We start from the raw sequence: 24,604 nt of genomic DNA, 5'->3' as shown, positions 1-24,604 counted from the left end.
TCTTATCCGGCACCAGCTTATTGAAGTCTGTCAGAGCCTGAACTGACCCACCAGCTTTTCCAACCGATCGGTTTTATCATTCAGAATTTTACAGCCCTGCTTATTATCCGATGAGGCCTGAGCCAGCTGGCCGGTATGCTCATTCACCTCGTTCACCCGCACGCTGATATCTGCCGAGACTTCGCTTTGCTCATGAGCAGCCGCAGCAATTTCGGCATTCATTTGATTAATCGTCTGGGTGGCGGTAATTATTGCCAGCAGCGCTTCACGGGTAGCTTCTACCCTTTGCTGAGTCTCCTGACTCTTATCCAGGCTGCTTTGCATGGTTTCCAGCGCCGATTGCGAACCACTCTGTAGCCGCTGGATCATATCCTGAATTTGCTCGGTACTATCCTGAGTCTTGCTGGCCAGGCTACGCACTTCATCAGCAACCACCGCAAATCCGCGTCCCTGCTCGCCGGCACGAGCCGCCTCGATGGCGGCGTTAAGGGCCAGCAGATTGGTCTGTGCCGCTATGTTTTCAATCACATGCAGCAAATTAACAATGCCGTCTACATCGCCCCCAACGCGCTGCACTACGCTGCTGGCACGGCTAATTTCTTCGGCCAGCTGATTCATACTGCTAACCGTTTCGTCCACTGTTTTATCGGCCAGTTCACTTTGCTGCTCAGCTTGCTGCGCTGCCTCTGCCGCAGCAGAAGCATGTTGGGTGACATTTTGCGACGAGTGAGAAAGTTCGGTAACGGCCGTAGCAATCTGATCGGTATTACTTTGTTGCTCTTCGGCAATAACGTTAAGGTCTGACGCGCGCCCGTCCAGATGCGTGGTTTCCTGTTCAATGTCTTTGGTCACGTCTCTTATCATGCACATCATCTCGTGCAAATTGGCCAGCAACTGGTTGACATTGTCAGCCAGCGTGCCTATTTCAAACTGATCATCAACCGCCACCTTGCGGGTAAGATCGCCATTGCCCTGAGCCAGCTTTTTAATTGACGAATTCACTTCATCCAGCGGCCGGGTAATACTGCGACGAACCAGTAACCCAATCACAAAGGATACTGCGCCGAGCAGGATACAGCTGACAATAAGTAGCGTAACCAGATGATTCCGACTGCGGTAAACGGCATCTTCTATCACCGCCAGCTCACGGTCGACTTCATCGATATAAAAGCCGGTACCAATCATTAATTGCCAGTCAGGAAAGTATGCTGAATAGGATAACTTGGGATGAGGGTCGCGCTCGCCAGGTTTAGGAAAGTGGTAGGTAACATAGTGATTACCCGTAGCAAGGCCATTCTTCTTGCCTGCCGCCACCAGCTCGCGTACGAGGTATACGCCGTTACTGTCCTGCAAATCCCAGAAGCTATCGCCAATCCGATCCGGACTCTGACCATTTAATACCCGTATTCCCTCATCGGTGTAGCCGAATATATAGCCCGACTCACCAAACTGGAACTGACGCAGTAAGCTTGCCGCTTCCTCTATGCTACCGCCGTTTTCATAAATGGGTTGCACCAGACTGACAGCCATTTCGAGCAGGGCTTTTACTTCTTTCTCGCGATCGTTAATCATGACTTCGCGACTGCTAATCAGTCGGTCCTGCGCTTGCTGATTTACCTGAAACACCGAAAAGAAGGTCATCACACCTCCCAGGATCAGCACAGGCACAATGGAAATGAGCAACAACTTTTGCTTAATTGACAGGTTCACGGGCTACTCCAGATACATAAACTTAATCGCATATACTCAACTAAAGTATGAGCTATCCTTGCCCAATAGCAACTATATTCACCATTCGAAGTAATTATAGTGTAAATTTTATGCGATAAAGATGTTGCCGTGAGAGGCGTTTAGAAACCTAATGAAGAAGACAAGATTTTTAGCTGGCCAAATAAACAAGGCATTACATTTTACGTAATGCCCTGAAATAAAAATTAAAACTAAACGCGTTAGTGGCTGGTTACGCCGCTATAGCGCAGTTTGGGGATCACTAACTCAGGGGCCACCGGCGCAGGAAAATCGGCGCTGGAGTCGAGGATCAGTGAACTGCCATCACCGAACTCATACTGAGTTAAATTCTTCGATAAAGACTTACAACTTTTACAGGTTCTGAAGCAGTGAAGCCAAAGATGCCCTTTTTCCACCATCAGAGCCTGATCGGCCTTCGAAGGTAACTTCGATTTTATTGCATGCACTGTCATAGGTAACTCCGTCGCTATGTCTTTCGCAATACGACAACCGAAAGAATAAATGTATGGTATGAGGTTAAAATAAAACAGGCCAGCCTCCGTAAACCGGCAAAGCACAACGACTCGCTTTATCTAAACTAAAGTATAGCAGGGCTAACTGATTAAAATTTGATCTACATCTATTTTTTTGGCTCTTTGATTTATGACCGCGAAAAACTTGAGATTATTCCTCGTCACTGGTGGGAGGCCGGGCTGACGAACCTGCCAGAATCCCACCGTCTATGGTTAGCTCAGTACCGGTAACATATTTTGACTCATCGCAGGCAAGATAAACCGCAGCAAAGGCCACATCTTGTGGCGATCCCATATGTTGCAGCGGAATGTCTGCGGCGATAGCTGCGATGGCTTGTTGCCGTGCTTCGCCCTCACCAAGCATGGCCTCCCAGATGGGCGTCAGGATCGCCCCGGGATGAATGGAATTACACCGAATAGGGTAGCTTTTTTCGGCGCAGTAAAGCGCAACTGATTTGGTGTGATTTCGCACTGCCGCCTTACTCGATGCGTAAGCCGCTGCCGCCGGGATCCCCACCATGCCGGAACGTGAGGAGATATTAACGATACTGGCTGCCGGACTGTGCTTCATTAAGCCTATGGCATATTTACAGCCCAGCGCAACACCATCCAGATTTACCCGGTGCACGGCATGCCAGCTGTCTAAATTAAAGTGTTCAGGATCAAACGGGCCGGGATGGCTCATAAAGCCGGTAATTCCCGCATTATTCACCAGAATATCGAGTCTTCCGAAGTCGTCGCGCACGCGCTCGGAAATAGCTGCCCATGCGTCCTCGGAGCCCACATCCAGCGGCAAAAATTGCGCTGAGTCACCAATATCACTGGCAACCTGCTGGCCGGCCTGTTCGTCTACATCAGTAACAATGACCGCAGCCCCCTGTCGGGCAAACTCTTCAGCGATTGCCTGACCAATCCCTCTGGCTGCGCCGGTCACCAGTGCTATTTTGTTAGTTAAACGCATCCTTGCCTCCTGTAAAAATTAACTATTAACCCGAAAACGACTCCGCCTGGTAATGCTGCTTTACCTTTTCGATAAACTGCTGCCAGGTTTCATTGGGCTGCCAGATAGCCAGCATACCTTCCCGCGCGACGGTTTCGTCTTCCTGCAGGCGGATAACACGATATAAATAGGTGAATACCGCGCCCCGCCAGTTTAACTTGCAGTGTGTTAACGTTACGCCCTGTTGGGCCGGGCTTTCCATAAACGCCACATAGTCGACGAAATTGGCCACCGTTGGGTTTTCCCACTCCACCTGAATATTGTGGTAATCCATGCCCAAATCGCTGACTAAAGTTTGTTCCTCATCCCTGTCTCCGGGGATAAGATCAATTACCCGGGTGACGCCCAGGGATTTAAAGGTTTCAAAATGGGCAGCATCAGGTAAGCCGGAGCTCATCATCTGTGGCGTATTGACCTGATAATTTTTAAGGCTGGTCAGTGGTTGTTCGTCTGCGCCGACGGCAAACGCCATAAAGCCGGCTAACCCTAACAGCCATGCGCGGATTGTCCTGCCTGTTCTATTCCTGTCTGTAATCATTGCCTGTTCCTTCATTACAGCAAACCTGCTGCTATCCAATGCCAGTATAAAGAACACCCGGTAAACTGCAATCAACCTGCCTGGCGCTTAACTGCCCACCACCTCAGCCTGACGGGAACGGCGAACCAGCACTGTGGCCATAAGCGCGATCGCGGCCGCCCCGACACCCAGTACAGCATAGCCGCACCAAACGGTGAAAACAGAAAACCAGTTGGCCGCAATACTGGCTCCGAAAGCCGGTAACACAGCACCTGAATAAGAAATGATATACACGGTGGATAACAGACCCGCCCGATAATGTTGTGGTTCGTCCTGCAGCAGTAACTTAATACACGCGGTAGACGCGAGCCCCTGAGCAATACCTACCGACAAACTGGCCACGATAAACAACACCAGTCCGCCCTGTTGCAACGCCAGGGTAATACTCATTACCGCCACGCAAAACAGCGCCATACCAGACTGCACAGCCCGACGCGGCGATAACCGACCGGATAAATAGCTGCCAAACGGCGTGAGGCCCATAATCGATGAAAAGGCAATCGCGGCTACAATAGCACTATCCATAGCCAGTTGCTCTGCCACTATCGACGGTCCAAAGGCCTGATAAAAGCCCCCCGCCGACCAGGTGGAAATGACTACCCCGGCAGTGGCGACAAAAATAAACGTTTTACCTGTGGGAAGGTGCAGACTTGGCCGCAAAGATGCCAGCGCCCCGGGCTGACGGTTAATGGTTTCCCGGCAATTAAACAGCAATGCCAGGCACACCAGCAGCAGCGTTAACACCAGGGCAAAAATGGTGATTTTAGGATACGGCCCCCAGGTTACCAGGGCACCACTGCTAATCGCTCCCAGTGGGATCCCCACCATTGGTGAGGTACTGGCAACCGCTGCCACCAGCCACTTTGGCTGATGTTCCCCGGCATCCACAGCATAGGCGCCAATACTGCTGGTTGCCACACCACAGGCAAAGCCTTGTAACAGGCGGGCGGCAAACAACAGGGTTACGTCGGTCATCAGCATCAGCAATATGCACGACAGTGCGCAACAGCCAATGGCAATAAGTGCCATGGGTTTGCGGCCGATATGGTTGGATAAACGGCCAAACATCAGTAATGCCACAGCAGCAGAAATGAAATAGGCCAGCGAGACCACACCGAGATCGGCATTGGTTAGGCCATTTTCCACACGGTAGAGGTTAAATAGGGAAATAGGCGTACCGGAAGTCATAAACACCAGTACAAAAGCACACGACGCCACCCAGAAAGTGGCGTTGGATTGAAGTTTCAAAATATTCAGCTCCGCGGAGAAGGTGGTCTACTTAACAGAAAAGATTGCACCTACACTAACGTAATCACTACCTCAGTCTGTGATGACTGAAAAAGTACAGCGTAGTCACCGGTGAACCTGCCCAGATTAACCAACCCATCGGCATAACCAAAGGATTTTTTGAACAACGCCAGATTTCCCCACGGCGCGTAGTAAGTAATGTCACCGGCGCTGGCTTTATGGCCGGCGGGCGCATCACGGGTATCCAGAGGCTTATCCAGGTAAGCGATTTTTTCTATGCCGGCGTAATCCTTAAGGGTCAGGGTTAGCGGTAAACGGGCAGCGAAATCCTCTGCCGCTACTGAGTCGTTCAGCTCAGCGCTACAGGTTTTATTGCCGGTGGTGAAAGTGATCTGCATAAATATCCCTTACTGACAGTGATCCTGTCAGATTAAAACTTACTATTAGCTATACATGCTATTTTTTCTGACTCACCGTCAAAAAAACAGGCAATTACTGCAAATTTATTGCACATTCATCCGAGCAAAAGGATTTATTCATACTGCCCGGTAAAACATAGGGTAAACTTGGCTTATACAACACCTGTTACAAAACAGAAGGAAAACTCATGATCACTGACAATCAACTTGCAGAGGTATCCAGAACACGTCTGGCAGCTCAAATCGATAAACGCACTGCCGGTAAAGCAATGCTCGATACTGCGATTGAAGGGCTTTCTTTCTACCGCCAGAACGAGGCTGCCTCGTCCTGTTCACTGTGTGTTGTGGAACCAAGTATTGCGATGGTTGTGCAAGGCATGAAAAGTATGACCCTGGGTGACGACACTTTTCAGTACGACAAAAACCGCTTTCTGATCACTTCGTTAGACTTACCGGCCCGGATGCAGGTGCTGGAAGCAAACAAAGAAACCCCTTATCTGGGATTGGTGATCAAGTTTGATCTGGCGGTGATGAGTGAACTGATCCTACAGGCGCCTTACGTTAAGCCAACCGAAAGTTTATCGGATAAAGGCATGGTGCTGGGGCACACTACTCCAGAGCTGTATAACGCCTGCGAACGTCTGGTAAACCTGCTTGATGAGCCAGACTCAATCCCGGTATTGGCCCCGCTGATTAAGCGGGAAATTTTCTGGCGCGTACTCACCAGCGAACAAGGCGCCAGACTACGTCAGGTGGTATCGGCTGGCAGCCAGGGGCTGCGCGTGGCCAAAGCCATCGAATGGCTCAAAGCCAATTACGATAAAGCCCACAGTGTTGAGTCGCTGGCCGACATGGCGCAGATGAGTAAATCTACCTTTCATCATCATTTCCGTCAGCTGACTTCCATGAGCCCGCTGCAATATCAAAAACGGCTGCGTCTGTTAGAAGCCCGTCGTCTGATGCTCGGTGAAGACATGGATGCCTCAACCGCCGCTTACCAGGTGGGTTATGAAAGTCCGTCACAGTTCTCCCGTGAATACTCCCGTTTATTTGGTGCATCACCAAAACGTGACATCGAAAATCAGTGGCAGAAAATGGGCGGTAAAGAGGCAGGTACACTGCTGATGGGGTTAGAGCACTAACCGACAGTTTTACGGGCACAAAAAAGGCGCTACCCGCATCCCGGTCAGCGCCTTTTTGTTGTGGTTCAGATAGTAGATGAGTCAATCACATAGCGGTAGCGAGCGGTTTTATTGACCACACTCTCCCACGCTTTATTCACATCGCTGGCCGGGATCACCTGGATCTCAGGACGAATATTATGTTCAACACAGTAGTCCACTATCTCCTGGGTTTCCTGCATATCGCCAATCAGTGACGCATTAAAGTTAACCTGTGACGCCGACAACGCTAACGCATTAACCGATACGGTAAAGCCATTGGGCATCCCCACCTGGGTGTAAGTACCAAAGGGTTTTACTACCGCTGCATAAGCCGCAACATCATAGGCCACGGGCAGCGTATTGATCATATAATCGAGCTGACCGCGGTACTCGTTAAGCTTGTCGTTATCTTCAAGCACTATCACTTCCTTAGCACCGAAGCCTTTAATATCGTTAACTTTATCCGGCGTTGTAGTAAAGGCATAGACGTCTGCGCCCTTGGCTACCGCCAGTTTCACGGCTAAGTGGCCTAACCCGCCAATGCCAGCCACCCCTACTTTGTCACCGGGTTTTAAATCGAATTTAAGAATGGGCGAATAGGTCGTCACGCCAGCACATAACAGCGGTGCCGCTTCCTCAAAACTAATGGCCTCAGGAATATGTACGGCGAAATGATCGCGCACCACAATATTGGTGGCATAGCCGCCCTGAGTAATGCCAGTAGGAGCCCTTTCATCCGGGTGTCCATAGGTAAACTTGGTTTTTGGGCTGTATTGTTCACCGCGGTTTTCACTGGTGTCGCAATCTGAGCAACCATCTACCATACAGCCAACGCCAGCGCGATCGCCCACTTTAAATTTAGTCACGTTTTTACCCACCGCGGCCACCACACCGACAATTTCATGGCCAGGCACCTGAGGGTATTGCTGAGGCGCCCAGTGCCCTTTCATCTGGTGAATGTCTGAATGGCAGATACTGGCAAATTTAATATCAATCAGAATATCGTCATCGCCAACCGGGCGACGCTCAAACTCCCAGGGTTTGAGCACCCCGGACTCATCAAAGGCCGCGTAACCTTTAGACTTGATATTTTGCCCTGGCTTTGAGGAAACCGGCGCAGCAGACGACAGTGACGGAACCAGGCCAGATAGCATGATCCCCGCTCCAACCGCTGAAGAAGACTGAATAAACTTACGTCGGGAAGCGCCTTCTGGTGATATCTTTGCGGCGGTTACCGCATCGTGTTGATGATGATTTTTGCACATAGAAACTCCTCAGGCATGGGCCCGATATAAACAATGAGAAAGGTTCAGACTCCGGGCGGAGCCTGCATTCAGATAGTCAGTTAGTCTCTGACGATGTCTTCAGACAGATAGATGTCATCCGTGACCGGCTCCTGCCAGTCAACGGCTTTACCGTCCAGCGCTTCCTGTACCGCCACATGTTGCATGGACTCGGTAGCCGTTGCGCCATGCCAGTGGCGACGGCCACAGTTGCACCAAATAATGTCTCCCGGGCGAATTTCGGTCTTCTTGCCGCCCTCACATTGGGTCCAGCCAACACCTTTAGTGACTACCAGAGTTTGCCCCAGCGGATGGGTATGCCAGTTGGTTCTGGCGCCGGGTTCGAAATTAACGATGGCCGCTCCCACTCTGGCGGGCTCAGGCGCGTTAAACAGATTACTGATATACACGTCACCGACAAAGCATTCGTCCGGGCCTTTAATCAGCTCCTGCTGGTCGGCGCGCTGAATATTCATATCTTCATTGGTGTTAGCATCGTCGCTCATACAAAACTCCTTAGGTATTGTCTGAATGTGTCAGGCAGTGCTCAACCGGTTAAATTGTGAGCGCCAGCTCTGGATAATGAGAGATTAATGCGAATCAGCCAAAACATTAATACATAAAGCTGCCGGTTACTTGCCTAAACGTATGCCCATGAACCCTAAGTAAATTCTGTAGCAAAATTGCAACATTTACCGACTGTGCAAGTTTGATTACTTACAATAATTAAAACTAAAGCATTGATAAACATACGCCTTACCGGCCTGGCACAACGCTTGATAGAGCATAATGGCACTATACTTATTGAGAAAATGAAAAAAGATGTTCAATGCCATGCATTGATGTAGGAGTCGAAAAATGAAAAAGCCGTTAAACTTCGTTTCAAACGCTTTAAAAAAGCAAACCACGAGAACACTTTCTGTTGTTGCCCTGTCGTCCGCCATGGTCGCCTGTGGCGGTGGTGGCAGTGATAATCCCACCCCTGAACCAGACACAGCCTCTTTCAGTCTTGCCGTATCAGATGCCCCGGTAGATCAGGCTAACGCTGTTGTGGTGTACTTTAATACCGTGGAGCTTATTGGTCCCGACGGTCCGATTACCTTCGATGTGCGCGATGAAAACAACGATCCGCAGGCCATCGACCTGCTCAATTATCAGGGCGAAGCCTTTGTTACCATAGTGGATGCCACCGAAATCCCTATTGGGACTTATACCCAGTTGCGCCTTGAAGTCACCGAAGACTCTTACATTGAAATGGACAGCGGCACCTTTGAACTCAAAGTGCCCAGCAACGAGTTGAAGCTCGACGGTATTGAAGCCCTGCCGGGAGTAGAAGCCGCTTATACCGTAGAATTTGATTTGCGTAAGAGCCTGGTAGACCCGGTGGGTCAGCCTAACACTATATTCTTAAAACCCCGTGGCGTGCGGTTAGTCGCAAACAACTCAGTGGGCACGTTACTCGGCACGGTTTCACCAGCGTTAATTGAAAGCGCGGCTTGTGCCGAAAAGATAGATATGAACAGCGGTAATGCCGTTTACATATATGAAGGCGACACGCTGGACGAAACGCTGCTGGGCGATGATGCCGACGAGCCAGCCAATGCCGATGAAATCTCGCCCTACACTGTGGCTAACGTCAATTACAATGAAGAGAGTGAGAGCTATGAATTTGTTGCTGGCTATCTGCCTGCCGGCCCTTATACGGTAGGCTTCAGCTGCCTGGCGTTGAACGACGAGCCTGAAACTGATGAGAATGCCGAGGTATTCAGCTTCCAGGCCGTTGTCGAAACATCGGTAACAGCAACCGAACAAACCACTATCGACATTCAATAATCCTCAGACGGGCAACGGACTGCCCGATTCACTCTGTCTCCACAGTAAGATATTGCGCCAGTACGGCATTCAGTTGCCCAACGTCCACTGGCTTCGACAAATAACCATCAAAGCCTTCTTCATGGTAAAGCTCCACATCAGCAGCCATGGCATTGGCGGTTACCGCAATCACCGGCAAATCCGGGTGATGAAGCTTAATTTTTTTGCAAGCCTCAACGCCATCCATCACCGGCATCTGAATATCCATTAACACCAAACCCGGGCATTTTTTATTTACAAATTCAACGGCTTCCAGGCCGTTTTCAGCAAAATAAATGGTGGCTCTGGTGTCTGCCAGCATGGCTTCCATTACTGAGCGATTAATTTCATTATCTTCGGCCACCAGAATCATTGAGTGGCTTAAATCAGGTTCTTTATCATTTGTATCCGGCGCAGCGTCAAGCACGTCTCCTGCAGCCTTAACTACTGGTAAGGTAACAATAAACCTGGACCCTTCACCCGGGGTACTGACCACCCGGATCTTGCCGTGCATTAAATGCACCAGTGACTGGGTGATGGCCATTCCCAGCCCCGTGCCGCCGTATTTACGAGTGGTTGAAGAATCAGCTTGTTCAAAGCGATCAAACAGCCGGTCCAGGGCATCTTTGGTCATACCCTGGCCGGTATCGGTAATACTGAACAGTAACTCGTCACTGGCGGTATTACGGGCCGATATAGTCACTTTTCCCTGCTCGGTGAATTTTATGGCGTTAGTGCCAATGTTCAGCAGCACCTGCCGTATTCGCACCGCATCACCAATCCAGACATCATGATTTGCCAGATTCTCAAAGATCAACGCTACCGGCTTATTACCTGCTAACATCGACATATCCGATTGCAGTCCATCAAGCATGGTCGACAAACTAAAACGATGCGGGTCGATACTTATCTTACCCGCTTCGATTTTTGAGAAGTCGAGGATATCGTTAATAATCCGGCTCAGATTGCGAGTGGAGTAAATTGCCTTATCCAGCAAACCACCGTGTTGCTCACCCGCATCGGAGCGACGGATCAGTTGCAGGGCACCGTAAATACCGTTTAACGGCGTACGGATTTCATGACTCATATTGGCCAGGAAGCTCGACTTGGCCTCATTGGCCTGCTCAGCCTGAAGCCGCGCCTCTTTTAATTCCTGCTCGCGTTTTAACTGCGGAGTGAGGTCGTAAGCTATCCCCAGGAAACCAAATAGTTTGCCGTCCTCATCGAATAAACTGGTAGCACTGAGTCGCACCGGGACCCTGGAGCCATCTTTGCGCACATAGGTCCAGTTGTTGATGTCTGTGTTGCCGTCTATGACTTTTTCCACGAACACATCGAAGCCGGGTTCAATCGGCCGGCCGAGTTCTTCAGAGAGCTCTGCGGCCCGGGCTTCCATCTCTTCATATAAGTGAAAAACAGCCGGAGTCTGCTTACCAACCATTTCTTCCGTGCGATAGCCAATCAGTTTTTCTGCTGCCGGGTTAAATGCTGTTATCAGGCCCTCATTGTCGGTAGCAATCAGCGCATAACCGGCGCTTTCCAAAATCCGCCGCTGTAAGATATTCGCCTGGGCTATCTCATAGGTGCGGGCGGCCACTTCACCTTCCAGCTTTTCGTTGTTTAACTCCAGAGCGCGCTGGTTAGCCTCAGCCAGCTCCCGTTCGTAACGTTTTGCATCGGCGCGGCGGCTTAACACAATGTGGAGGCTGAAAATCACCAGCGCCAGGCTGGTAACAATGGCCAGCGTATTATTGAACGCCTGTTGTCTGGAGGGTAAACGCAAACCATCAATAAAGGCCTGGTTTGGCGTTAACGATAAACGCCAGTCACGGCCGAACAGTTGTAAGGTTTGCTGAATTTTCAGAGCGTCAAGACTGCCATCCTGATGACGCCCGAAGAACGTCAGGGCTTCACCGGCAGAGATATCATCGATGGTAAGCATTACATCATCGCGTAAACCACTTACCGAGGACAACACTTCATCAATCAGCAGTGGTGCGTAGCTCCAGCCCACCAACGCATCCATCCGCGGATCATCCCCCTCAGGCACGTTGAGAGTATTGTACACCGGCTGCATAATTAAGAAGCCCTGCAAGCGCTTTTTATTTGCCTGCACCAGGGTGATGGGCGCCGTTAACTGAGTAGAATTGGATTTTGCGGCTTTCTCTGCAGAGCGCCGACGCATGGTTTCAGAGCCAATATCCAGCCCGATTGCCTGCAGGTTTGCGTGCTCGGGCATTATGTATTGGATGATAAAATAACTGTTGGTATGAGGCGTTAACGTGCGTAGTTCAAATTGCTTATCCGGCCTGTCCAGCCTTGCCCTGGCCATGAATTCGGCAAAGTCTGTTACCTCGACCCTGCGGATAAAGCCAAAGCCCCGTGCGCCCGGGTATTGCTGGCTGTAATTCTGGCTTCTGGCATAGGTTTGTACATAATCGTAATGCAGGTTATCTATACCTACTGCCACAATCGATGCTTTTAAGCTCGACAGCCCGTACGCATAAAGTGATACCCGATCATTTACCGCTTCGCTGATTTGCGCCAGACGCCGTTCCAGGGCATCGGTGATCAGTTGGCCTCGCTGCGCTTCGTAACTTTTACCCACTTCGGTGGCATAGAGGTAGCCGATGACCAGGACTATCAGTGGTAACCACACAGACTTGCTGATACTGCTCTGGATGGATGCACGCCTTAAGTCTTTCACCGACATCGATTTATACTCAACAAAATTCAATACTCAGGATGCACCAGTATACAAAACCAGCTCTGAAAATATGCACCGTTCCTCTGATTAATTATATAGGCGATCCGAATCCCTGCCTAAAAAAAAGCATGACCCAATGGATCATGCTTTTATAGTGCAGATTATGACCACAGCCTGGCTGTGGTATCTGTTAGAAAATATTCAGTTTAATTCTGCGGGTACCTTGTTCAGCAACTTCCTCACCTTGTGGGCCCATGTTATGCGCAGCATGAAACTTAGTACCAATGGCATTAATCCGGTGCAGGAAACTAATTTCACCGTTGTAGGTTAACCCCACGGTATTATCCGGACGAACGCCATCTTCCGGTTGCATAACCCGGGCAAAAATGTCCGGCGTAGCAACAGAGAAATGAACCTCCTGGTCGTACGCGCCCAAGGTCAACCACTGAATATCAGAGAAGTAACCTTTAAACTCCGGTAGCTCCCAGTGCTCACCCGCTACACCTTCGTTATACTCGTTTTCCCACACGGAATAAGAAACCCCTTCCATACGGTTTGCCCATACCCGGTAAGGACCATCGCCTAACCAGCGCTTGCGGGTAATGCTCTGTGGCGGATAGTTAAACGCGATGCCATGCAGAATATAGTTACCGTTCAGCTCGTATTCCACATCCAGTGATAAGTAACCCTCAGCGCGCACAATCCACTGCAGTTGAGTAAACCCGGCTGGCGGATTAGCCACTGAGATCAGCAAATCGTCACCTTCGTATTGCGTTGTTATTGAAGCATCAGACGCCTGTTCGGAGGCATTTGGATCGTGCAGCTTCCAGCTTCCAACACCGTTGTACTGCCCCTCGTACCGGCTATTATCGGAACGTAGTAGTCGCGGACCGTTTGACAGCGCCGTCTTGCCGGGCCTGGCGAAGGATTTCAGTAAGCCGGTGGAGGCGTCGAGGGCCAGAAATTTATCAGCTACCCTGATCACCAGTTCATTATCGTTTTCCACAATGATTTCTGGGCGCTGTTTCTCGACCTGGCTGGCAAACTCAGCAGTGGTCAGCGAATCGTTTGCGGCAGCATCCTGTACCGGCCATGTATCAGTCCAGACAGATTCCTTATGCTTGTTAAAGAATTCGACTTCCAGCCAGCCTTGTTGCTGCCAGTTGGCGGGTAGCTCCAGTTTAACCGTACCGGTAGCGTTAGGCGCGATAGCCGGTAACAACTGGCTGCCGCTGGCAATGAGCTGCTTCTCGGGTGAGAAGGCCGTCGCTGGCGCATATAAACGCCACTGCAGACTGGTTTCTGACAGGTTAGTGAAGTCATACAGGTTGCTGACTTGCAGCTCGCCGTTAAAGTCGGCTGGTAATAACTCACCGTTTGGCAGGTTTTCTACCTGAACCGGCGCCCAGATTTCCTTAATGGTAAAGAAGCTGCCTTCTTTTTCGCCGTGTGGCCCTACAATACCGTCGGGAGCATGGTTGCCATCGGTATCGATTCGGTTGTTCTCGTCGGTTCGAACCAGTCCTTCATCAGCCAGTACCCAGAGGAAACCGCCGGCGCCAAAAGGCTGCGAGGTAATGAAATTCCAGAAGTCGCGTAAACCGGCACCATGGCCACCGTCGTATAACCCGTGTAAAAACTCAGTGGGGAAGAAAACCTCGTTTTGCGGACCTTTCGATAGCAGCTCAGCGTAGGTTGGATAATGATCGGTATCGATATTGCGGAACAGCTCCCAGGGATGCAGTACCGGACGGTTTTGCAGGTCGTAAATAGCGTAGTCGTCATCAACTTCGGTATTCCAGCCGCCTTCGTTACCATTGGCCCACATCAGAATACTGGGGTGTGCCTGATCGCGTTTAACTAACTGTGCTACCAGGCGACGAGCCGGCTCTGTATCCAGGATAGGCTGCTGCCAGGTGGTCAGTTCGTTGATCACATAAATCCCCATACGGTCGGCAGCTTCCAAGAAGTGCACATCCGGCGGGTAATGCGACATACGCACCGCATTCATATTCATGCTTTTGATCAGTTCAATATCATCGACACTGATTTGTTTAGACGTTGTACGGCCAGTTTCCGGACGGAAACTATGACGGTTAACCCCTTTTAAAATGATTTTTTCGCCATTCAGATACAATCCATCATGAGGGCGCAATTCAAACGTTCTGAAACCAAAGGTTTTATTCAGCGTATGCAGGGGGTCGGTACCAGCTTTCAGGGTAAAACGAACCTGATAAAGATTAGGATATTCCGCAGACCATAACTTTGGATTAGCAATGGCTGTGCTCACCACGGCCTTATTCTCTTGCAATGGCGCACTAAATGGTTTGCCTACTGGCTTACCATCCATGTCCAGAATCTGTGCTTCAACGCCGGTTTCAGCACCGGTCAGACCTTCAAAATATACTTCAGCGTCGAACTGGCCGCTGGCCTTGGCATCCAGGCTTACCCAGTCGATATGTGATGCAGGTAATGCCTGCAGGAAAACCTGACGGAAGATACCACCAAACACCCAGTAATCAGCCTGACGTTCCGCAGCTTCGATGCTCTTATCGGCCGAAATTTTATCGACTACCACTTTAATCTGGTTGGACTCGCCAAAGTTAAGATAAGGCGTGATGTCGTAACTAAACCGATAAAATCCGCCCTGGTGAGTAGGCCCCACCTGCTGGTCGTTAACGAACACCGTGGTATCGGTCATTACGCCATCGAACACCACTTTAACGGTGCGGCCCTGCCAGCTCGCCGGCACATCAAAATCGCGACGATAGGTGCCCTGCTCATCATGTTTTTCACGAATATGGCCGTAGTCGTAACCACCAAACCCTTCGAGTTCCCAGTTAGACGGCACGGCGATTTTACTCCACTCGCCACAGTTGCGTCCTTTGTCACAGTAGAAATCCCATTCCACTGCGTCGTCGCTGCCAGTGCCGCTAAGCATCATAGTATTGGTTGCTGCGGTGTCAGACGCTACATCTGACTGACTGGAACAGGCGCCCATAATGAGCGCCAGCGCGCCGACCATACCGGCCCGCCAAAGGCTGGTCCTGACCGGTGTGTCCGTGCTGATAACCTTTTTACCAGTCGGCGCAAAAAGGGTATTCAGGCCGCTAAAATAGCCATTTATCATCCCGTTATTCCTCCACGAGTTTGAAAATTTTTCGATAACACCAATTGCCACCGGTGGCATCGACTGCTCTTTTGCCCATATATTAATACAATATTACTTATTAATGTAGCAAATTCGTTAATGAGCTTGTAAATAGTTTTTATACCCCATAGCTATCAGCACTAATACCAGCATAGCGCTAACAGGGCTTGCCGGGTGATTTTTGCTGCCGTCGGAACCTCGCTGGCAATCCCCCTGAATAACAGGCTGATAGTTAAACCTGCGACATAAATCGGTCAATCACCGCCAGCGGGTATTTAAACTCTTAACCCAGCGGACTATCATTCGCTTCTTAGCCATTTAGGAAGGATTTTTTTGTGAGTCAGGCAACTGTTAAATTACTTCAGGATTACTACGCTGCTTTTAACAAGCAGGATATGGACACCTTTTTGTCGCTGCTCACTGATGATGTTATTCATGACATCAATCAGGGCGTTCGCGAAGTGGGTAAGGATGCGTTTGTAGCGTTTATGGAGCGCATGAACAATAACTACAAAGAAACCATTGTAGATATTGAGGTAATGACCAATACCGCAGGCGATCGCGCCGCTGTAGAGTTCACCGTATTAGGCGAATACCTGGCCACCGATGAGGGTTTGCCCGAAGCAAACGGGCAAACGTATAAACTGCCGGCCGGTGCGTTTTTTGATATTCGCGATGGCCTGGTTGCCCGGGTAACCAACTATTACAACCTTGAAGACTGGATAGCACAGGTTTCGGCCTGATTGCTACACAACACTTATTATGCTTACTTTTAAATGTTTATCCGGTGCAGCGCTACATCAATATATAGATGAGCTCGCCCAACTGCGCATGCAGGTGTTTCGCGACTTTCCCTATTTGTATGATGGCGATGCCGCTTACGAAGCCCGGTATCTGAGCACCTATATTGAGGCGCCAGACAGTATTATCGTACTGGCATTCGATGGCGCTAAAGCCGTAGGCGCATCTACCGGCGTACCGCTGAAACATGAAACTACGGAAGTAAAGCAGCCTTTTGTTGAGGCCGGGTTTGATACTGAGCGCATATTTTATTGTGGCGAGTCGGTGCTGCTGCCACAATATCGTGGTCAGGGCGCGGGCGTTGCCTTTTTTGAATACCGTGAGGCGCACGCCATGTCCATCGCAGGCATTACCCACTCATGCTTTTGTGCGGTTGAGCGCCCGGCCGATCACCCGGCTCGCCCGGCAGATTTTCAGCCGCTTGATACATTCTGGCAGCATCGCGGCTATCAGAAATGTGCCGACCTGACGACCACCTTCAGTTGGAAGGAAGTGGGAGAGTCTGAGGAGTCTGCCAAACCCATGACATTCTGGATGAAAGCACTCACTTAGGAGTAGCAATGCATACATTTAAACTGGCCTCGGCTCAGTATGACATCGGTTTTTTTGAACACTGGGATGAGTTTGCCAGAAAGCTTGATGACTGGGTAAGCCGCGCGGCCAGACAAGGGGCCAGGCTGCTGGTTTTTCCTGAGTATGGCAGTATGGAGCTCACCTCACTGTTTGGTGAAGCGGTGTATAGTGATTTAGCTAAGCAACTCCACGCTATGCAAAGCCTGTTACCCCGTTGGGTTGCCCTGCATAAATCGTTAGCGGCTGAATACGACGTGCATATTCTGGCCAGTTCTTTTCCTACCGCGCAGGAAGATGGCAGTTTTGTAAATCGCGCAAACCTGTTCGGCCCTGAGGGTCTGCTCGGCTATCAGGATAAGCTCATCATGACCCGGTTTGAGAACGAACAATGGCACATCAGCCCGGGCACCGACATTAAAGTAATTGATACAACACTTGGCCGAATCGGCATTCACATTTGTTACGACTCAGAATTTCCCATGATCGCCAACCATCAGGTAGCGGCAGGCGCCGATTTGTTGCTGGTACCCAGTTGTACGGATACCCAGGCGGGCTTCCACCGTGTTCGCATTGGTTGTCAGGCGCGCGCATTAGAAAATCAGTGCTATGTGGTTCAGTCACCTACGGTTGGCGATGCCAACTGGTCACCAGCCGTCGACGCCAACACTGGCCGCGCCAGCGTTTATAGCCCGGTCGATTATGGTTTTCCGGCGAACGGGATTTTAGCCGAGGGTGAGAACAGCGACCCAGCCTGGGTGTATGCCACCGTCGACCTGGGGGAAATTGCCCGAATTCGCAATGAGGGGCAGGTATTTAATTATCGCGACTGGCCCAAACAATTCGAAAAAAACGCCCCCGGGCGCGATTGAGTTAACCCGCCAGGCGCATCCCCCCCATTCGCCTGGCCATCATCAAACTCACCGGCAACCGCGTTTATACCAGTTTGTTGCTGCCGTAATATTGAGTCGATATCACTCAGAATACGCTGCTGCCCGAGCAGCTTCTGAAAGATATCAGCGACAATAGACGTTCTCTCTTTAGCCCCTTGTTTAATTTCTTCCATGGCATCCAGAGCGATAGTGGATTGAGTCATGCAATCTTCACATGACACCACCGCAGACTGCATCCCCATGCCGGCATCGGCCGAGGTTTGCTTTAACTGTCTGACAATTATTGCGATCTCCTCGCTGGATGCATTGGCACTCCCCGCCAATTGCCGCACTTCGTTGGCGACTACCGCAAACCCCTTACCGTGATCCCCCGCTCTGGCCGCTTCAATCGACGCATTGAGTGCCAGCAAATTGGTTTATTTAGCGATATCCTGAATTTTAACCACAATGGAGGCTATCTCATCAGACTGCCGGGCCAACTGGCTGAATACCTCGCCTACGCTGTGGATATGCTCCGCCAGAAATCCTATGGCCTTCTGACTGTTTTGCGTGCTTTCGTAACTCTGTTCGACTCTTTGCCCGGAGTAACCGGCCAGTTCGCGGGCTTTCTCCATGCCCAGTAACACTTCGGATAACCTGTGTGCCCCTTGTTGCGTATGCATAGCTACCTGTTCACAGAGTGCATGGTTATCTGTGATGACTGTTAGTAACGATTCGTCTTTATCACTTGCTGTTGGCTGTGACTGAGCTTTGCTTTCAACCGGTACCTCCACGTATTCGGTGATCACTGATGACTCAGTGAATTGTTGGCAATATAGTATCAGCCACCCAATCACTAAGGTTGTCATTACAGCCACCAGCGAACCAATTAACGGTAAATTCCACAACGCTGCTAACCCTGTCACCAACCATAGTCCGGCTATGGCCAGTCCGCCGGCAGCCAGTATTCTGACTTTTCTTGCTCGAGCTTGCTGCTCAACCTCTGCTCTTTTATTCAATTCGCTTACTCCACTGCTTTGTACAACCGTCGCAGGCTGCTTAACAAAAGCAGGACCACTGCAAAATTAACACCTCTCTTACATTTACCGCATAATCTGGAACCACCAGCCAGATAACCCGGTTTATCCGTAACAAATAGTGTCTAGTCAGACTAAGCGTCTGCGTTGAGAAACTGTTTCATTTTGAGACGCCCCTTCACATACAGGTGTTATTTTTTAAAACACTGAAACTCGATACTTTTTAACAACATTCACATAAGCACCTGTTTTTATAAAGCACTTTTGTTTATGGAATGTTAAATGCAGAAGGTAGGGCAACGTGATACGTTACTTTTTAATAAGGATAACCAGATGAAAAACACACTACTTAAACCTGCCTTGCTGTCACTCGGCCTTTCATGTGCTGCAGTGAGCCCCCTAACCCAAGCTGCTCAGGTTGCTACCGATCCGGGTGATTACTCACCGCTGCCAGCAGGCATTGATTTGGGTATTTTATATCTGCAATCTTTTGATAACGATGAGTTCTATGTTAACGGCCAGCAGGTTGAAAACGGCCCTACACTGAGTGCCGACATTGGCTTACTCCGCTGGGTTCACTACATCGAGGTTGGCGGGTTTATCGTTGATCCGCAGGTTATTTTACCTGTTGGTCAGCTAAAGCTGAATGCCGGTGGCGCTGAAGTTGAAGCTTCGGGTATTGGCGACCCGATCCTAGGCGCAACCATCTGGTTATACAATAACCCCGATACCAAGCAGGCTTTTGGTGTAACGGGTCTTGTGTCCCTGCCATTAGGTAGCTACGACACCGAGAAAGGCCCGGTTAACCTCGGTGAGAATCGCACCAAGTTCATTACCCAGGCTGCTTTTGTCACGCCGATTACCGAGCAGTTTTCAGTTCATCTGATAGGTGAGTACACCTTCTTCGGCGATAATGATGACTTCGGTGCTTCGGGAATCACTCGCGAACAGGACGACCAGTACGGCTATCAGGTACACCTGAATTACCATATTTCTGATACCACCACGGCATCGGTGAACTACTACCACGATTTCGGTGCCGAATCTGAAGTAGCGGGAGTGGACCAACAGGACGAACTGAATAACAACCGCTGGCAGTTTACTGTACAACACTTTGTACAGCCTGATCTGCAGGTTCAGGTACAGTATGGCCGCAGCATTTCAGTAGAAAATGGCTTTTTCGAAAATGACCGTATCAACCTGCGATTTGTAAAAGTCTTTTAATTCATAAGGGTGTAAGTGGTGCGCGTCACTTACACCTTTCTTCACTTTTTAAGGGCCGCATCTCAGCCCGCGATCATTACAGCTCTCCCACCCAAAGTTCGCAATGCGAATTATAGTTCACAGTAAAAACATATTACAAATAATTTACAACTTGTGGTAGACTCTGCGTTCGTTAATCGGTTACCCCAAAATATACTGCAAAACGTCTATAGAGGCCTGGCAGTATTCCCGATAGGTTGTAGTAATGAACAATGAACTCAGTGTAATCCGACAGCGTTTTAATGAGGGAGATATTCAGGTAGCTAATATGCTACCGGGTGCCATTCGGGAATCATGGCTTCGCTGCGCAGATCAAACCGTCAGAATGTCCGGAAAGCTTGAATACAGCTACGTGCATCCTGACAAACTCGAACAACTCAAGTACCAGAACGAAGAACTGCTGACCGTCTCAAATCGGCACGTCGAGCAGCTATATCGGGCTGTCGCAGGTGCAGGCTGGTCGGTACTGCTTACCGACAAGAACTGTAATGCACTGCAGGTCCGTCAGGCAAATCGCCTGAGCAATGCGCGTATCGCTTCGGCATTTCGCGATGGCGTGATGCTCAACGAAGAAAATGTCGGCACCACGGCAATGTCCTGTGCGGTTAACACCAAGCAATTTACCCGTGTGTTTGGTGGTGAACACTACAAAGAACAGCATAATACCTTTCACTGTGCCGCGGCGCCGGTGTTCGATCACATGGGCCGCCTGTGTGCGTCGCTGGACATTACCAACGAACACTCCATTAATGATATGGCCGTGTTTTATATGCTGGAAACCTGTGCGCGCAATATTCAAAAGTCTTTAATTTTGAATCTCAGCGATACCTATGTGATTGAAATTATCCCCTCGTCAGGTCAATTTGGTGATATTACCAACCTGCTGCTGGCCATATCGCCCAACGGCAAGATGACTGGCTGTAACGAAGCCGCGTCGACCTTTATTTCCGATCAGCGTCGTTTCTTTGATACCTGGTTTGACGGTCTGTTCAGTTCCGATATCGGCATCATTCAAAACCGCCGTGCTGCCAGTGGTGAACCTTTCTATCTGACGCTGCATTCAGGTGTAACACTGGCTTCAAGGGTCATTAGTACTCCTTCCTCACCCACCACAGAGGATCGCGGTAGCGAAGAGATCCGCCCTGCCCCGGTCATTGCATCGGTACCCAATACCACCTTTGGTGATGAACAGTTAGCCCGGTCAGTGGAACGCGGTGCGAGAGTGCTTAATCGTTTGCCGGTGATGCTGTATGGCGAGTCCGGCGTGGGTAAGGAAGTTACTGCCCGCCACCTGCACGATGCCAGTCAGTGTCAGGGCAAGTTTATCTCAATTAACTGCGCTTCAATTCCAGAAAACCTGATCGAAAGTGAACTGTTTGGTTATCAGGCCGGAGCCTTTACCGGCGCCGATAAAAAGGGTTTTAAAGGCCGTATTGCCGAAGCCGACAAAGGCACATTGTTTTTAGATGAAATTGGCGACATGCCGCTGGCTTTGCAAAGCCGGTTACTGCGTGTACTGGAGACCCGCGAGGTAAGCCCGCTGGGTTCATCAAAAGAGCACAAAGTAGATTTTCAGCTAATATGCGCCACCAACGTTAATCTGGAACAGGCCATTGAAGAAGGCCGATTCCGCCAGGATCTGTACTTCCGCCTAAAAGGCTTTGCGATCCCCATCAAACCCTTACGCGAGCGGGACGATAAACTGGCCATCGCACAAACCATTCTGGCCGCCGATTGCCAGTATAAACAACAGCTCAGCGCCGAGGTCAGCCGCTTTATCGAATGCTACAACTGGCCGGGTAATATCCGCGAGTTGCGTAATGTGTTGCTCTACGCCGATGCCATTGGAGACGATAGTCAGACTGTCCAGATGGATGAATTGCCGGAAGAATATCAAACCTGCCAAAGCTGTGTTGCATCGACTGCCATAGCCAACACATCAACCCCAGCTGACTCAGGACGACTGCTTGATCAGGCTAGTCAGGATCTCATCAACCGTGTAGTAGAAGATTGCAGTGGCAACATGAGCCTGGCAGCCAAAAAACTCGGCATTTCCCGGGCGACCTTGTATCGCAAACTGGCTAAAGACCGCTCAGGCACTGCCTTAAACTGAGACGGGTAACACTAGCGGAGTGTTTCATTTTGCAACACTCCGCACACCTCAAATATAAAACTACATACAATTCAATAAATTAACTTTTAATTAACTTTTGGCATGCTCCCTGCGTAGTCATGGTGTACGTAGTTTTAATCACTATAACAATGATAAAGGGCAATCAAATGTCACAAATTAATAATCAACGCAGGCAGTTTCTGAAACTCGCAACCGCTATCAGCGCAACGGTGATGAGCTGCTCATCGATGCAGGTCATGGCTGGGATCCTGACTGATGACAACAAGATGGATGCTACCGAGCAGGCCGTATTTAACAAAATGCTGGCTATCTCACTGCCCACCGAGGGCAGCAATCTGGTTGACCCGGCCACGTTACCGGTGATTTCAACTATCGAGGGAGCCTTGTTGGCGAGTATGCCCCACCATATTCGTAAAGGTCTGAATCAGGGGATCCATTACTTTAACCAAAGCGCAGAAAAAGCATTTGGTAAGCGGTTTACCAAGCTGTCTGACGAAGAGGCAACTAAATTTGTCGATCAGTGGGCAGCTTCCGACGTAGCGCCGCATCGCGCACTTGCGATGGGCATAAAAAAACTCACCGTACTCGCCTACTGGGCAATTCCTAATACCTGGGCACCACTTGGCTATGACGGCCCCGTGTCTGAGAAATGGGGACTCGCTAAACGCGGTATCACACCAGAGCCACAAGCCTAATCATCGGTAGGAGTACAAAAATGTCTACAAATAAAAATCAGTTAAATGTAATCACTGCTGCCGATATGACGGCGGCTCAACTCGACCTTGACGCCGATGTCGTGATTATCGGTTCCGGCGCAGGCGGCGGGATCAACGCTTACGAGCTGGCGAAAGCCGGTAAAAAAGTCGTTGTGCTGGAAGCTGGCCCTTATGTGCCTTCTGAGAAGTTTACCGAAATGATGGCGGTGTCGATGGCAACCCTTTACGAAGGTGAAGGCGCACAAAGCAACACCGACGGTGATATTACTGTATTGCAGGGCCGCTGCGTGGGCGGTTCTACCGTGGTCAATGCGGCATTGTGTTTCCGTACCCCTGATTATTACCTTAAAAAATGGGGTAAGGAATTCGGCCTGACTAACCTCACACCAGAAGTCATGCTGCCCTATTTTGAAAAGGTTGAAGAAAACCTTGGCATCACCGAGGTAAAAGGCCACGAAACCAGTGTGGGTGCAGAGTACATAAAAAAAGGCATGAAGGCGCTGGATATTCCCCTGGGTCTTGCCCGCCGTAATATTCGCGACTGCGCGATGACCGGCTTTTGCTTTGCCGGCTGTAAAACCGACCGCAAACAGTCAATGATGGTGACGTATCTGCCCTGGGCCTGTAACCACGGTGCGGTGATTTATGCCGACACCCGGGTAACTAAAATTAATACGCAAAACGGTGCCGCCAGTGGTGTAAACGCCGAAGTGGTTGACCCTAAAACCGGCAAGGTAAAAACCCGCATGAGCGTTAAAGCGCCAATCGTTGTGCTGGCTGCGGGTCCAACCGGTTCACCTCTGCTGCTGCAACAATCCGGCCTGGCGAATTCAAGCGGTCAGGTAGGTAAAAACTTTGCCTGTCACCCATCGCTGTCGGTCACTGCGATGTTTGATAAAAAGCTTAACGATTTTCACGGTGCTACCCACAGCCTGTTCGATGATAGCCACACTCTGCCGGAAGACGGCGGTTGGATCCAGCTGAACGCAGTACAGGACCCGGTAGAAGCGTCGTTTATGGCTGAACCCGGCACCGGTAAACCCTATGTACGCTACATGCAGAATTACCCTAATTCAACGCGCCTGATCACCCTGATCCACGATAAGAACGTCGGTGAAGTAACCCTGGAAAACGGCTACAAAGAAATTCGCTATCAGGTTGACGATGAAGACTTTGAAGCCATGAAGAAGGGCCTTAAAGACAATGCGCGGATCCTGTTTGCCTCGGGCGCAAAATACCTGTATCTGCCCACCTCAGACAAGCAGCGTATTCACTCCGTGGATGAAATAGACAGCGTGATTGATGCCCTTGAAAATCAACCAGCGCGTTATCGTTATACGTCGTTCCACCCGCAGGGAACCTGCCGAATGGGTGCCGATAAGCGCAAAACCGTGGTTAACCCCTATGGTGAAACTCATGATATCAAGCGCTTGTATGTAGTAGATGCCAGTTTGCTGCCCACCTCGATTGGTTACAACCCATCAGAGACGGTGTATGCACTGGCCAGTTACATTGCCGATCACATTAACGAAGCGAATCCAAGTTAAGGTA

20 protein-coding genes and 1 pseudogene are annotated in these 24,604 nt (G+C 50.1%); 9 read left to right on the top strand and 12 right to left on the bottom strand.

Annotation, left to right across the window (positions count from 1 at the left end; genetic code table 11):
* Positions 1-30: 30 nt before the first annotated feature.
* The 6 genes from D9T21_RS16715 to D9T21_RS16690 all read right to left on the bottom strand — a co-directional run bounded on the left by D9T21_RS16715 (position 31) and on the right by D9T21_RS16690 (position 5,484).
* Positions 31-1,710, bottom strand: a complete 1,680-nt coding sequence (locus tag D9T21_RS16715) for a methyl-accepting chemotaxis protein (protein ID WP_123326179.1) — start codon at positions 1,708-1,710, stop codon at positions 31-33.
* A 239-nt stretch (positions 1,711-1,949) separates the two neighbouring features.
* Complete coding sequence (locus tag D9T21_RS16710) at positions 1,950-2,201, bottom strand: hypothetical protein (protein WP_123326177.1); 252 nt, start codon at positions 2,199-2,201, stop codon at positions 1,950-1,952.
* A gap of 211 nt (positions 2,202-2,412) precedes the next feature.
* Positions 2,413-3,222 (bottom strand): glucose 1-dehydrogenase, encoded by an 810-nt coding sequence (locus D9T21_RS16705; RefSeq protein ID WP_123326175.1) that lies wholly within the window; start codon positions 3,220-3,222, stop codon positions 2,413-2,415.
* Between the two features lie 25 nt (positions 3,223-3,247).
* Positions 3,248-3,799 (bottom strand): protein tyrosine phosphatase family protein, encoded by a 552-nt coding sequence (locus D9T21_RS16700; RefSeq protein ID WP_164464726.1) that lies wholly within the window; start codon positions 3,797-3,799, stop codon positions 3,248-3,250.
* Between the two features lie 87 nt (positions 3,800-3,886).
* Positions 3,887-5,086, bottom strand: a complete 1,200-nt coding sequence (locus D9T21_RS16695; RefSeq protein WP_123326171.1) for an MFS transporter — start codon at positions 5,084-5,086, stop codon at positions 3,887-3,889.
* 50 nt (positions 5,087-5,136) lie between these two features.
* Positions 5,137-5,484: a cyclophilin-like fold protein gene (locus tag D9T21_RS16690; RefSeq protein ID WP_123326169.1), complete on the bottom strand. Its 348-nt coding sequence runs from the start codon at positions 5,482-5,484 to the stop codon at positions 5,137-5,139.
* 209 nt (positions 5,485-5,693) lie between these two features.
* Between D9T21_RS16690 and D9T21_RS16685 the strand changes: the two genes are divergently transcribed.
* Positions 5,694-6,647, top strand: a complete 954-nt coding sequence (locus tag D9T21_RS16685; RefSeq protein WP_123326167.1) for an AraC family transcriptional regulator — start codon at positions 5,694-5,696, stop codon at positions 6,645-6,647.
* Positions 6,648-6,712: 65 nt separating this feature from the next.
* On the opposite strand, the gene D9T21_RS16680 is transcribed toward D9T21_RS16685, so the two are convergent.
* A complete protein-coding gene (locus tag D9T21_RS16680) occupies positions 6,713-7,933 on the bottom strand; it encodes an NAD(P)-dependent alcohol dehydrogenase (RefSeq protein WP_206427292.1) in 1,221 nt (406 codons plus the stop codon).
* 80 nt (positions 7,934-8,013) lie between these two features.
* On the bottom strand, positions 8,014-8,457 hold the full coding sequence (locus tag D9T21_RS16675; RefSeq protein ID WP_123326165.1) for a (R)-mandelonitrile lyase: 444 nt from the start codon (positions 8,455-8,457) through the stop codon (positions 8,014-8,016).
* A gap of 352 nt (positions 8,458-8,809) precedes the next feature.
* Here D9T21_RS16675 and D9T21_RS16670 point away from each other — a divergent pair, with 352 nt between their 5' ends.
* Positions 8,810-9,784, top strand: coding sequence for a DUF4382 domain-containing protein (locus D9T21_RS16670; RefSeq protein ID WP_123326163.1), 975 nt, complete (start codon positions 8,810-8,812; stop codon positions 9,782-9,784).
* A gap of 28 nt (positions 9,785-9,812) precedes the next feature.
* On the opposite strand, the gene D9T21_RS16665 is transcribed toward D9T21_RS16670, so the two are convergent.
* Together D9T21_RS16665 and D9T21_RS16660 are read right to left on the bottom strand one after the other, a co-directional pair.
* Positions 9,813-12,539 carry a CHASE domain-containing protein gene (locus D9T21_RS16665; protein WP_241155742.1) on the bottom strand — a complete coding sequence of 909 codons (2,727 nt, stop codon included), beginning with the start codon at positions 12,537-12,539 and terminating at the stop codon, positions 9,813-9,815.
* Between the two features lie 160 nt (positions 12,540-12,699).
* On the bottom strand, positions 12,700-15,639 hold the full coding sequence (locus D9T21_RS16660; protein WP_164464725.1) for a glycoside hydrolase family 2 TIM barrel-domain containing protein: 2,940 nt from the start codon (positions 15,637-15,639) through the stop codon (positions 12,700-12,702).
* 356 nt (positions 15,640-15,995) lie between these two features.
* On the opposite strand from D9T21_RS16660, the gene D9T21_RS16655 reads away from it, so the two are divergent.
* Genes D9T21_RS16655 through D9T21_RS16645 form a run of 3 tightly spaced genes read left to right on the top strand, consistent with a single transcriptional unit; the run spans position 15,996 to position 17,903 of the window.
* Positions 15,996-16,403 (top strand): ketosteroid isomerase-related protein, encoded by a 408-nt coding sequence (locus D9T21_RS16655; RefSeq protein WP_123326159.1) that lies wholly within the window; start codon positions 15,996-15,998, stop codon positions 16,401-16,403.
* Between the two features lie 19 nt (positions 16,404-16,422).
* The gene (locus D9T21_RS16650) at positions 16,423-17,013 is read left to right on the top strand and encodes a GNAT family N-acetyltransferase (protein ID WP_241155741.1); all 591 of its coding nucleotides are present in this window, start codon (positions 16,423-16,425) and stop codon (positions 17,011-17,013) included.
* 8 nt (positions 17,014-17,021) lie between these two features.
* Positions 17,022-17,903 carry a carbon-nitrogen hydrolase family protein gene (locus D9T21_RS16645; protein ID WP_123326155.1) on the top strand — a complete coding sequence of 294 codons (882 nt, stop codon included), beginning with the start codon at positions 17,022-17,024 and terminating at the stop codon, positions 17,901-17,903.
* Here the strand turns inward: D9T21_RS16645 and D9T21_RS23000 are convergent.
* Positions 17,852-18,346 (bottom strand): annotated as a pseudogene (locus D9T21_RS23000) (methyl-accepting chemotaxis protein); the annotation flags it as partial. The gene D9T21_RS16645 and the pseudogene D9T21_RS23000 sit on opposite strands and share 52 nt — an antisense overlap.
* A complete protein-coding gene (locus D9T21_RS23150; protein ID WP_277423862.1) occupies positions 18,341-18,922 on the bottom strand; it encodes a methyl-accepting chemotaxis domain-containing protein in 582 nt (193 codons plus the stop codon). The pseudogene D9T21_RS23000 and the gene D9T21_RS23150, both read right to left, overlap by 6 nt.
* Positions 18,923-19,273: 351 nt before the next feature.
* Here D9T21_RS23150 and D9T21_RS16635 point away from each other — a divergent pair, with 351 nt between their 5' ends.
* The 4 genes from D9T21_RS16635 to D9T21_RS16620 all read left to right on the top strand — a co-directional run bounded on the left by D9T21_RS16635 (position 19,274) and on the right by D9T21_RS16620 (position 24,600).
* Positions 19,274-20,164, top strand: a complete 891-nt coding sequence (locus tag D9T21_RS16635) for a transporter (RefSeq protein WP_164464724.1) — start codon at positions 19,274-19,276, stop codon at positions 20,162-20,164.
* Positions 20,165-20,408: 244 nt separating this feature from the next.
* Positions 20,409-22,316 carry a sigma-54-dependent Fis family transcriptional regulator gene (locus tag D9T21_RS16630; protein WP_123326151.1) on the top strand — a complete coding sequence of 636 codons (1,908 nt, stop codon included), beginning with the start codon at positions 20,409-20,411 and terminating at the stop codon, positions 22,314-22,316.
* A gap of 167 nt (positions 22,317-22,483) precedes the next feature.
* Positions 22,484-23,032: a gluconate 2-dehydrogenase subunit 3 family protein gene (locus D9T21_RS16625; RefSeq protein WP_164464723.1), complete on the top strand. Its 549-nt coding sequence runs from the start codon at positions 22,484-22,486 to the stop codon at positions 23,030-23,032.
* 20 nt (positions 23,033-23,052) lie between these two features.
* The gene (locus D9T21_RS16620) at positions 23,053-24,600 is read left to right on the top strand and encodes an FAD-dependent oxidoreductase (RefSeq protein WP_123326148.1); all 1,548 of its coding nucleotides are present in this window, start codon (positions 23,053-23,055) and stop codon (positions 24,598-24,600) included.
* Positions 24,601-24,604: the final 4 nt, after the last annotated feature.

This window comes from Marisediminitalea oceani (assembly GCF_003731635.1).
Lineage (GTDB): Bacteria > Pseudomonadota > Gammaproteobacteria > Enterobacterales > Alteromonadaceae > Alteromonas > Alteromonas oceani.
The sequence above is the reverse complement of the archived record's forward strand: the minus strand, read 5'-3'. Positions and strand labels throughout refer to the sequence as shown.